Annotated in this window: 13 protein-coding genes and 1 riboswitch; of the genes, 11 read left to right on the top strand and 2 right to left on the bottom strand. The window is 50.0% G+C overall.

Annotated elements, in window-relative coordinates:
• The 5 genes from B2633_RS10205 to B2633_RS10185 all read left to right on the top strand — a co-directional run.
• Window positions 1–940: RuBisCO large subunit C-terminal-like domain-containing protein (locus B2633_RS10205; RefSeq protein ID WP_483170536.1), on the top strand; the 940-nt coding region annotated here is incomplete at its 5' end.
• 18 nt (window positions 941–958) lie between these two features.
• Window positions 959–1,807, top strand: a complete 849-nt coding sequence (locus B2633_RS10200) for a phosphoenolpyruvate hydrolase family protein (RefSeq protein ID WP_483170535.1) — start codon at window positions 959–961, stop codon at window positions 1,805–1,807.
• Between the two features lie 115 nt (window positions 1,808–1,922).
• A complete protein-coding gene (locus B2633_RS10195; protein ID WP_483170534.1) occupies window positions 1,923–2,675 on the top strand; it encodes a 2-phosphosulfolactate phosphatase in 753 nt (250 codons plus the stop codon).
• Between the two features lie 25 nt (window positions 2,676–2,700).
• Window positions 2,701–4,041, top strand: coding sequence for a Tm-1-like ATP-binding domain-containing protein (locus B2633_RS10190; protein ID WP_483170533.1), 1,341 nt, complete (start codon window positions 2,701–2,703; stop codon window positions 4,039–4,041).
• Window positions 4,042–4,065: 24 nt separating this feature from the next.
• Window positions 4,066–4,905 carry a phosphoenolpyruvate hydrolase family protein gene (locus B2633_RS10185; protein WP_483170531.1) on the top strand — a complete coding sequence of 280 codons (840 nt, stop codon included), beginning with the start codon at window positions 4,066–4,068 and terminating at the stop codon, window positions 4,903–4,905.
• A gap of 61 nt (window positions 4,906–4,966) precedes the next feature.
• Here the strand turns inward: B2633_RS10185 and B2633_RS10180 are convergent, their stop codons facing one another.
• Together B2633_RS10180 and B2633_RS10175 are read right to left on the bottom strand one after the other, a co-directional pair.
• Window positions 4,967–5,653, bottom strand: a complete 687-nt coding sequence (locus B2633_RS10180) for a DUF4412 domain-containing protein (RefSeq protein ID WP_481038691.1) — start codon at window positions 5,651–5,653, stop codon at window positions 4,967–4,969.
• A gap of 340 nt (window positions 5,654–5,993) precedes the next feature.
• Window positions 5,994–6,200 (bottom strand): CDGSH iron-sulfur domain-containing protein, encoded by a 207-nt coding sequence (locus B2633_RS10175; RefSeq protein ID WP_481038693.1) that lies wholly within the window; start codon window positions 6,198–6,200, stop codon window positions 5,994–5,996.
• A gap of 272 nt (window positions 6,201–6,472) precedes the next feature.
• Window positions 6,473–6,607: riboswitch (cyclic di-AMP (ydaO/yuaA leader) on the top strand.
• Window positions 6,608–6,800: 193 nt separating this feature from the next.
• On the opposite strand from B2633_RS10175, the gene B2633_RS10170 reads away from it, so the two are divergent.
• The 6 genes from B2633_RS10170 to B2633_RS10145 all read left to right on the top strand — a co-directional run.
• The gene (locus B2633_RS10170) at window positions 6,801–7,997 is read left to right on the top strand and encodes a quaternary amine ABC transporter ATP-binding protein (protein ID WP_483170530.1); all 1,197 of its coding nucleotides are present in this window, start codon (window positions 6,801–6,803) and stop codon (window positions 7,995–7,997) included.
• Window positions 7,990–8,820: an ABC transporter permease gene (locus B2633_RS10165; RefSeq protein ID WP_481038697.1), complete on the top strand. Its 831-nt coding sequence runs from the start codon at window positions 7,990–7,992 to the stop codon at window positions 8,818–8,820. Before B2633_RS10170 ends, B2633_RS10165 begins: the two co-directional genes overlap by 8 nt.
• 22 nt (window positions 8,821–8,842) lie before the next feature.
• The gene (locus tag B2633_RS10160) at window positions 8,843–9,757 is read left to right on the top strand and encodes a glycine betaine ABC transporter substrate-binding protein (protein WP_481038699.1); all 915 of its coding nucleotides are present in this window, start codon (window positions 8,843–8,845) and stop codon (window positions 9,755–9,757) included.
• Between the two features lie 80 nt (window positions 9,758–9,837).
• Window positions 9,838–9,960, top strand: a complete 123-nt coding sequence (locus B2633_RS10155) for a hypothetical protein (protein ID WP_483170529.1) — start codon at window positions 9,838–9,840, stop codon at window positions 9,958–9,960.
• 199 nt (window positions 9,961–10,159) lie between these two features.
• Entirely contained in the window at window positions 10,160–10,624 is a 465-nt protein-coding gene (locus B2633_RS10150) for a hypothetical protein (RefSeq protein ID WP_483170527.1), read from the top strand.
• A 120-nt stretch (window positions 10,625–10,744) separates the two neighbouring features.
• Window positions 10,745–10,999, top strand: a 255-nt coding sequence (locus tag B2633_RS10145) for a TRAM domain-containing protein (RefSeq protein ID WP_483170526.1), incomplete at its 3' end; no start/stop codon positions are given.

Below are 10,999 nucleotides of genomic sequence, written 5' to 3'. Positions count from 1 at the left end.
CATCAAATTCCCGCCGGATTTCCTGGCCCAGTTTAAAGGGCCAAAGTTCGGTGTTTCAGGGGTGCGCGATCTGCTGGGGGTATATGATCGGCCGCTGTTAAACAATATGATCAAACCCTGTACAGGATACACCCCTGAAGTGGGGTGTCGCCTGTTTTCACGCGCCGTGGAGGGCGGGGTGGACATTATCAAGGATGACGAATTGATCGCCGACCCTCCCTTCAACCCGCGTCAGCAGAGGATCAAATTATACATGGAGGCAATCCGCCAGCACTATGAAGAGACCGGACACCGGGTTCTATACACTCCCAATATCACCGATGGGGCCCTCAAGGTTTTGGACAACGCCAAGCAGGCCATCGATGCGGGAGCCAACGCCATCATGATCAACTACCTGACGGTGGGAATCTCCGCCTTGCAGGCTTTGGCGGAAAATCCCGAGATCAATGTTCCCATTATGGCCCATCTGGATTTTGCCGGCACTATGTACGAATCCCCGGTGTCAGGCATGAGCTCCTATCTGATACTGGGTAAACTGGCCCGCCTGGCCGGAGCAGATATGGTGGTTTATCCCAGTCCCTTCGGCAAGTTTCCCCTGTTGCGCGAACGTTACCTGCAGATCGGCCATCACCTGGAGAATCCCTGGTGCCATATCAAACCTGTTCTGCCTATGCCCGGCGGAGGGGTGATGCCCAATTGTGTACATGCTATTTACAGGGATCTGGGGCCGGACAGCATTATGGGCTGCGGCGGTGCTATTCACGGCCACCCTATGGGCCCGGTAGCGGGAGCCCGGGCGATGCGGCAGGTGATTGATGCGGCAGTAGCAGGAATCCCTCTGTTTGAGGCAGCCAGGCAGCATCCTGAATTGCAGGCGGCGGTCGACGCCTGGGGTCTCATGGAAGAGGAAGAGGTCGGCATTTTTGATATTAAAGGTTAATGAAGGAGGTATTTTTAAATGGCAAAACAATACACCAGGGAACAAGTTAAAGCCCGGCTAAAAGAGGTCACTGATGCAGGCCGTCCTATCATAATTGCCGGCGCCGGCACCGGCATATCAGGAAAATTCGCCGAGCAGGGCGGAGTGGATCTGATCGGGGTTTACAACTCCGGATTATTCCGCATGGATGGCAAAGGTTCTCTGGCCGGGCTGTTGCCTTATGGCGACGCCAACCAGATCGTGATAGATCTAGCCCACCGGGTGTTTCCGGTGATAAAGGAAACCCCCATGATCGCGGGTATTTGCGGAACCGACCCCACCAGGGAAATGCGCCCCTATCTGATGCACCTGCAGCACCTGGGCTTTTCAGCCATCATGAACTTCCCCACCGTAGGCTTAATTGACGGCCGCTTCCGTCAGGAGTTGGAAGACACCGGCATGGGTTACCCGGTGGAGATAGACACATTAAAAATAGGCAAAGAACTGGGCCTTTTCACCCTGGGATATGCTTTTAACGTTGAGGAAGCCCGCCTGGTAGGCCAGGCCGGGCTGGACGTATTGATCTGCCACATGGGGCTGACCGCCGGAGGTTCGATCGGCTCCAAGTATGCCGAGGATAAACTCACCCTGGAAAAATCGGCGAATCTGATAAATGAAATGACCAAAGCGGCCCGGGGCGGGTACCAAGACATCATGATCTTCTCGCATGGCGGACCGATCGCCTATCCTGAAGACACCCGGTACATTTACGAGCACACTGAGTCAATCGGCTTCCTGGGGGCCTCCAGCATAGAGCGCATTCCTATCGAGGTGCCGCTCAAAGAAGCCTGTCAGCAGTTCAAAAATATTTCCATCAAGAAGCATTAGACCGGCAGTGATTTTGGCCTGTCGCCCGTGAGAAGCAGCTGGCCGGGCATCACCAGTTTCAGCAGCCATTTCCGGGCATAACCGGAAATAGGGGGTAGGTGAGATTGAGGCAGATATGATAATCGCTGTGGATACCACCCTTTCAATAAGTGAATATACTCCGGCCAGAGATGACAGCATTTGCATAGTGATTGATGTCATCAGGGCCAGCAGCACCATAGTAACGCTCCTGGATAAAGGCTGTCAAAGGGTATATACTCTGGCCGGGGAGGAACAGACCAGGCAATTGGCTGCCCAGAGGGGTATGCTCACCAGCGGCGAATGGCAGGGGATAAAGCTAAGCGGGTTTGATATGGAAAATTCACCTGCGGAAGTATTGAGCTTTCCCGTACAAGGAAGGGAAGTAGCCTTGTGTACCAGCAATGGCACCCGGGTAATCAACACCGCCAGGGGGTGTTTGGAGCTATTTATTGGATGCCTCCTGAATGCGCAGGCCTGCGTGGGTGCTGCCCTGATCACAGCCCGGGCGGCTCAAAGCGAAATCACGCTGGTATGTGCCGGACAGTATGGGAGGTTTGTACTCGATGACGCTTACTGTGCCGGATATCTCTTGCGGGAGATGGAAGTATTGGCCCGGGAATCAGGCGTGACTCTCAGGCTTTCTGATGCCTCCAAGGCCGCCGGAGCTTTAACCATCGCGTATCCTGACGCCCGGGCGGCTTTCCGGGAATCAGCCAGTGGAAAAAGGCTTCTTGAAATCGGCGGAAAAGATGATTTTGACTTTTGCCTGCAGACCGATACTTCTCCGGTGGTTCCTCATATGAAATTGGAACAGGATTTAATCTGGTTTAGCAACTGGGGAAGTTAACCTTTAACAAAAGGAGAGAAAATATTTGGCGAACAAAGAGATTATTGTAGCGGGGATCCTTGACACCAAAGGGGAGGAAATCAAGTTTTTGGCAGAGCGGGTCAGAGCCGCGGGAGGTAATCCCACCATTCTGGAGCTGAGCGTAGGCCATGAAGTGGGATGGGCCGACATAAGTCTGAGTGATGTGGTAAAAAGGGTCGGCAAGACAAAAGAAGATATCTTTGCTTTAGACCGTAACGCGGCCTCCGATTTGATCGCCGGCGGCGCCATCAAACTAGTCGATGAACTGCGAGAAGCCGGCAAGCTCGACGGCATCATCGCTTATGGGGGTTCAATGGGGGCCAGTATAGCCACCAGGACAATGCAATCGCTTCCCATAGGCGTTCCCAAGATCATGCTCACCACCATGGCTTCGGGGGATGTGTCGCCATATGTCGGCACCCGCGATATCTGCATGATGTACCCTATAGCTGAAGCAGGGCTAAACAAGGTTACCCGTCAGGTTATCAATAATGCTGCCGGGGCCATTGTGGGCATGGCGTCGGCTCCTGTTATGAAAGGCATTGAAGAAAAACCGTTGATCGGCTGTATGATGTTCGGTGTCACTACCCCTTGTGTGCTGCGGGCCTCGTCTATTATGGAAAAGGCCGGCTATGATGTTATCATCAATCACGCGGTAGGCAGCGGAGGCCGTTCCATGGAAGAGCTGATCAGGGACGGTTATATAACCGGGGTCCTGGATATCACCACCCATGAAATCGGCGATGAGATGTTGGGAGGAGTGCTGGGGGCCGGTCCCGACCGCATGACTGCTGCCGGGGATCTGGGCATCCCTCAGGTAGTGGCTCCGGGGGGACTGGATTTAATTAATTTCGGGCCCAAGCATACCGTGCCGGAGAGGCTGCTAAAGGAGACCGACCAGCCGGGGCGGGGATTGTATGAACACAATCCTACCGTAACCTGTATCGGGGTATCAATGGACGAGATTTATCGCATAGGCGAACACATGGCTCAAAAACTGAATGCCGCCAAAGGCCCCAGCGTACTGTGTGTGCCCATGCAAGGCTGGGGAGCTTGTGATCTGGCCACACCTGACATCGAACTGGGCTGGTCTGGGCCCGGATCCGGTCCTACCTGGGCCGCTGACATGGAAAACCCGCGCTGGTCGCGGCGCTCGGTTGAATATGTGAAAGCCCTCAAGGCAAAAATCGATCCCAATAAAGAAAATCTCGAAGTTATTCTGGTGGATAAACACATGAATGATCCGGATTTCTCCGACTTAATGGCAGGGCTGCTGTTGGAAATGCTGCAAGGCAGCTGGAGCAAGGGCAACAAATCCGCTTTGCCATATGTGATCCCGTTCTAAGTATATTTCACGAGGAGGCTTGCTATGGCTGTACAATATCTGCGCAATGAGGTGGTGGAGCGGTTGCAGGCCCAATCCCAGGCGGGGCAGCCTCTCTTGATGTTCGGAGCTGGTACGGGGTTGACTGCTAAATGTGCCGACCTGGGCGGAGCTGACCTGGTTGCGGTTTACTCCACAGCCAAATACCGTATGATGGGGCTTCCTACCCTTTTGGCCTGGATGCCCTATGACGATTGTAATGACTGTGTTAAGAAAATGGCGCAGGAAATAATACCGGTAGTAAAAAAAGCCCCCTGTATTGCGGGTATAGGTGCGCACAACCCGGCGCTAAACCTGGAGCAAATCATAGATGAAATGATGCTGTTGGGTTTTTCCGGCATTACCAATGAACCGTTTGCAGGGCTTTATGGAGAGCAGTTTGCCAGGCAATTGGAAGATGCGGGGATCGGCTTTTCCCGCGAAGAAGAGCTGATCAAAACCGCGCGCAGAATGGATGTGTTCACTGTGGCCTGGGCTTTTAATGAAGCGGAAGCCCGGATCATGGCTGAGGCAGGTGCAGACGTAATCGGAGCCATCGTAGGTGTAACCGGCGGGGGGCTGACCGGAGCCAAGGGGGTAATGAATATTGAGACCGCCACCGCGGAAGTGCAAAAAATGTGCCGGGCGGCCCGTTCTATAAACCCCAGGGTTTTCGTATTGACTCACGGCGGGCCATTTGCAGATGTAGATACCGCACAGTACTCTATCGCCAGTACTGACGCCGATGGTTATGCTTCCGGCTCCAGCGGGGAACGGATGCCCACTGAAAACGCAGTGATAGAAATCACCAGGAAATACAAAAACATGTCAATCAAAAGGGCATAAGTTTAGGGAAAGGGGGAAGCGGTGCTGAGCAACCGTCCCCCTGGTCCTGCAATGCTATGGTTCAGTTGCCGGTGGGCATATTGGGCATAGTGGTAATGGTTGTCCCTGCGGGAATTTCAAAAAGGCTCTCTGCTTGAGGGCCAATCTGATAATTCTTATACTCGATCACAACCGGACCCTCGGTGGTGGTTTGCTCTATTCTTACCGGCATACCGATATCCTTGCGCAGCCACATCTTAGCGGTGTCGCTACCCTCCGTGGAAGTAACCACCAGACAATCATAACCATCTTTGTTTTCTTCACCGACCACTTTCAGATTAGAAGTATCGCCAGACTCGTTCACCCACTCATTGGGGAGCTCGGCGGAGTCCTGGAGAGTGGTCATTTTCATCGCGGTCTTTTGGTCAGGATTATATAAGTACATTTCCCCCTGGGCATTAGTGATAGTGATCATCTTCATGCCCATAGCCTCCATCTCCATTCTGAGTTTTTCACCGCTGATATACATCTTGCCCTGAGTGTTCAAGGAACTTCCCTGACCGCTCATAGTCATCACCATTTCAAATGACATTTGTTTGGCCTGAAGAGCCGTTTCCATGATGTCTTTCAAGCGGTTGTCGCCGGTCTGCTGGGCCGGGGGTGTCGTTGAGGCGGTCGGTGTTCCGGGATCCTCTTTCTTACTGGAGCAGCCTGCCAAGCTGCCGAGCATCAGGGTCAAAACCAATAAAGCTACAATCCATCTTTTCAATCTACTTGCCCCTTTCTTTTCATAAATTTTCCTCATCTGTATGCAGGGTAACAATTATCAGGTATGCTGTCAAACCCAATTTGAACGCGAAAATAGCCCTGTCCATAATTGAATCTGCACCGGCACCTGGGGGCCGGAGCTATTCTTGAAGAACCCGGCTTTCGATCTGCTGTTTCACTGTTTTTAAAGCATTAACAGCCAGATATGGCTATCTTCAGGACCGGGTACTGATATGAAGAGGTTAATGCTGAATTAATGGGAAGTATAGCGTAAAGACATGAATGAACCGGAGACAGCAAGTCTTTTTATAAGAAAATGTCTTGGTGTCCCCGGTTAAATATTAGAGGATATCCTTAGCGCGGGCGCAGGTTTTCATGTGCCCTTTTTCAATGCCATCACAAAAGGGCATGGCTTGGGATTGGCCGCACCGGCATAAGGCCACCGGTTCCTGGCGGGGTATGGTGTTGCCATGGTCATCGATTAAATCGGCATGGCCGGCAATAATAATCGGACCCTGGGCGAGTATTTGTATACGAGTGTCTGCCATTATATGACCTCCTGCAATTTTGCTATTTGTATCATTTCCATAGCGGCCTTGCCGCATACATGGGACTGCGATCAAAGGCGGCGCTCTAAATATGGGCATTAAAGGCCTTATAAGGGCCAAAAAGGCCAAAAAATAGCCTCAAATCAATATCAGCTGATGAGAAGGCCGATACAACTGGCTTATCCATGTTGGAGCTATTTGTCCAACTAGCTGGAAATAAGTTATATTTAATATAATAATCATGTAAACTCTAACAAAATCGAACATAATCGGCCATTCTCAAGCTTAATTCCAGCAGACCCGGCTGGAAGCGGGGGATCCAAATATGGGGTGAATCCAGTTAACTGGTAGGGCCGCCCACAGCCCGAATCCGTCAGCTAACCTCGTAAGCGTTCAAAGGGGGAGAATGGGGAATTCTATTCCTTCTTAATAATCCTGCGTACTTATCACTTGAAGGACTTTCCCTTTTTCCTGATTTACTTCTTTAATCTATCAGGATCGAATGGTCATCACCCACTAATTGACAAGTCCGGTATGCCTTTGCATACGGGTTAATTTAGTGCACCCTTAAATTCGGACAGAATGAAGGGAGGGATAACAGTGGGTAAAATAGAGGTCCGCAATCTGACCAAAATCTATGGAAATAATGTTGAAAAAGCGCTGCAGATGCTGCGAAATGGCTGCGACAACCAGGAAATACGCGAAAATACCAAACAGGTAGTCGGGGTCAGAGAGGCCACTTTTTCTGTAGAGCAGGGAGAATGTTTCGTGATTATGGGGCTGTCCGGCAGTGGCAAGTCAACCTTGCTGCGCTGCATAAACCGCCTCATCAAGGCAACAGATGGCGAAATTGTGATAGATGGAGAAGACGTGAACAAAGTGTCTTCGCGCCGCTTGGAAGTGCTGCGCCAGGAAAAGATAGCCATGGTTTTTCAGCGTTTCGCTTTGCTGCCGCATCGAAATATTTTAGACAATATCGCTTACGGCCTGGAAGTGCAGGGCGAGCCGCGCCCCATACGTTATGAAAAAGCATTCCAGGCCTTAGAACTGGTCGGTCTGAAAGGCTGGGAAGATTCTTATCCGGGAAATCTCAGCGGAGGTATGCAGCAGCGGGTGGGCATCGCCCGAGCTTTGGCAACCGATCCCGATATACTGCTCATGGATGAACCTTTCAGTGCACTGGATCCTTTGATAAGGCAGGATATGCAAGATGAACTCTTAGCTATTCAGCAGAAGTTGCAAAAAACCATATTGTTTGTCACTCATGATCTGGACGAAGCGTTAAAAGTAGGCGATCGCATCGCCTTGATGAAGGACGCCCGGATCGTGCAAATAGGAAGTCCGGAAGAAATCCTGCTCTCACCAGCCAGTGATTATGTAGCTCGTTTTGTGGAAAACGTCAATCGTTCTCGGGCTTTGACGGCTTCAGCTGTGATGGTCAAGCCCCGTGCCGTGGCTCATCCCAAAGACGGCCCTCTAACTGCCTTAACCTTTATGGAAAAACATGGCTTATCTACTATATTTGTTACGGACCGGGCCGGGCACCTGCAGGGGTATGTGCAGGCTGAGGATGCCTCGGCTCTGGTCGAAGCGGGTATCAGGGAATTAGACGGCATTATCAACCCCGAAGTGCCAACTGCCGCACCGGATACTATGCTGTCCGACCTTTTGGACACCCTGGCCTATACCAAGGTGCCGTTAGCGGTTGTTGATGACCAAGGCAGATTGAAAGGCGTATTGGTGCGAGGATCGGTGATCGCAGGCCTGGCCGGTGAAAGGAGGGGTAGTCATGAATAGCATTCCGAGATTGCCACTGGCCCGATGGACTGACGATCTAATCAATTATTTACAGGGGCATTGGGGCGCCTCCACCCAAGCTTTCTCCGATCAAATGGAAAGCTTGATCAAAGGGCTGCAGCAGCTTCTGATCAGTATTCCTCCGGAATTGTTCATCATCGTAATCGCACTCCTGGCCTGGTGGCTTGCGGGTAGAAAAATGGCTATTTTTTCTGTAATCGGTTTGTTTTTTATCTACAATGTAAAACTGTGGGAGGTTACCATGGAAACCTTATCCATGGTAATAGCAGCTGTCTTGTTGTGTGCTGTGGTGGGGATCCCACTAGGCATTCTTTCGGCAAAAAACCTTACTGCTCATCGAATCATTGCGCCGGTTTTGGATTTCATGCAGACATTACCGGCGTTTGTTTATTTATTGCCTGCTATTCCCTTTTTTGGGTTGGGCGTCGTTCCGGGGGTTCTAACTACTATCATCTTTGCCATGCCACCGGTAATTAGGCTAACCGATCTTGGACTGAGGCAGGTACCGGAAGAATTAATTGAACTCGGGAGATCTTTTGGTTCCACCTTTTTTCAGATGTTGTTCAAGATCGAGCTCCCCCTGGCCAGGGCAACTATCCTAGCCGGTATCAACCAGTGCATCATGCTGTCACTGTCTATGGTTGTTATCGCTGCGATGATAGGTGCCAAAGGACTGGGCGGTGTGGTATGGAGAGCCATACAGACGCTTAAATTCGGAATGGGGTTTGAAGCGGGAGTGGCTATCGTAGTGATTGCCATTATCCTGGATAGAATCACCCAGAATCTAGGAAAGAGCAAATAAAAAAGAGGAGGTATGGTTGTTTATGAAACGGAGAATGGCATTACTGTTGCTTGTGGCCATAATAGCGGTTTTCGCTGTGGGGGGGTGTTCGAACAATGCGGACAATCCCAATGCAGGGGATAAGAGTGTAAAAGAGCAGTTTAAAGGCAAAATTATCGGCATCGATCCCGGAGCCGGCCTTATGAAGGCTACGGATGCTGCTGTTGAACAGTATGGGCTGGATTATGAAGTTGTTGAAGGAAGTGACGCCACTATGGCGGCTGCCCTGAAACAAGCCATTGACAACCAGGAATGGGTGGTTGTAACCGGCTGGACTCCGCATTGGAAATTCGCCCGCTGGGATCTCAAGTTCCTCGAGGACCCTAAGGAGATATACGGTGAGGCAGAAACCATTAACACCATAGTGCGCCAAGGTTTGAAAGCAGATATGCCCGAGGTCTACGCAGTATGTGACAGGTTCAAATGGGACAGCCAAGAAATTGGGTCAGCCATGGCTATGGCTGAAGAAATTGGCGACGACAAGGAGGCTGCCCGCAAGTGGGTGCAAGAAAACCAGGAATTGGTGAACAGATGGCTTCCGGATGGATATGATGCTGCTCAAACCACTACCAGCTTTGACAAAGGCCAGGTCAAGCTGCTCTATGTGGAGTGGGCTTGTGCTAGGGCTGAAACCCATGTTATGGCTGATGTGCTGCAAAATATTATGGGGTATGAGGTGGAAATGATACCGGTTGGAGCGGGGGCTATGTATGAAGGTCTGGCCGCCGGCGAAGGCGATGCCATATTCACCGCCTGGCTGCCCATCACCCATGGCGATTATTTGGAGGCAGTCAAGGATAAGGTGGAAGATTTGGGACCGAGCTATGAAGACGCCCGCATCGGTTTGGTAGTACCGTCATATGTTACTATAAATTCAATTGAAGAATTAATGAAATAAAGACATATTCACCACCAGGCCCCCAGATCCATGGGGGTCTGTTTTTTTTAGCGGGTTTATGGCATCTCGATAGGAATATCATGCAGGAGTTTCGCGAAAGGCTGATCATTTCCTATGGAAATGCCAAGCATTACTTCACCAAGGACGGCATCATAGTATCCGGCAAGTGGTTCCGAATCGACAGCAAATGGATGCCTTGCTAAAAACGCCCAAATAGACGGCTTTGAGGTAGACGAAAACGGCGTAAGAAAAACAAAATAAGGCTCTCTGAACATCAAAACAGGTACTTTATGCGATAATAAATAGGAATTTAGTGAGCAGTTCCGGGTTGGAGATTATTTATATTTTATACACCTTAACAATTTTGGGATATTGTGAAGTCATGAGCGGGGTGAGCAAACCTTGGAACTTAATATGGATGCAATATTAAATGTTTCTATTCTGTTGGCGGTTCTTTTACTGTCATTATTTGCAGCATATGTTTACGTTAAAATACGGCAGAAACATAAAAATATATCTTTTGCTGATGAAAAAGCATTAACGCAGGAGGCAAGCGGAAATCAAGCATCCAATCGTTTAAGTTTACTTTTAAATTGGATGTTAAGGATAGCATTAGTTCCTCTATTCTTATTTGCACTAGTGTCGATTATTCCAACTGTGATGATGTCAGATAGCGGTGCAAATACATTTGTATATGCTATGATGCTTTTGAGTTTTGGAATATGTTGGGGATTGCCTATATCGGTAATTTTTATTATTTGGCTCTCGGAAAAATATAGGAAAAATGGGAAAGTGCTTTTATCAATAATAATCCAGGTAATCACATTATTTGTTGCATCTATCCCTTTTATTTTGCTTTTTGCTTAAAAAGCATATAATTTTATCTTTGACAGCAATTCTGCATAAAATGAGCATAATGCAAAATTCTGAATTTATCTGTGATTATGTCTCCTGAACAATATTTAAACGATGAAGCAGGTGAATGATTTGACACAGTGCTTAATCCACGGCATCAGTCATGATGGGCAAGGGGTAGGAAAACTGGAAGGGCTGGTGGTGTTCGTACCTGGAGCACTTCCTGGAGAACTGGTGGACATAGAGATCACCCAGCGCAAGAAGAGTTTTGCCCGGGGGCGGCTGCATGCCATCGTGGAAGCCTCCCCGCAACGGGTGGAGGCACCCTGTCCCTACTACTGGCAATGTGGCGGCTGTGCCTATCAGCATGCCAGCTACCGGCTGCAG

Origin of the sequence: Syntrophomonas sp. UBA1041 (assembly GCF_002316705.1) — a bacterium.
Taxonomy (GTDB): Bacteria; Bacillota; Syntrophomonadia; order Syntrophomonadales; family Syntrophomonadaceae; genus DTU019.
The sequence above is the reverse complement of the archived record's forward strand: the minus strand, read 5'-3'. Positions and strand labels throughout refer to the sequence as shown.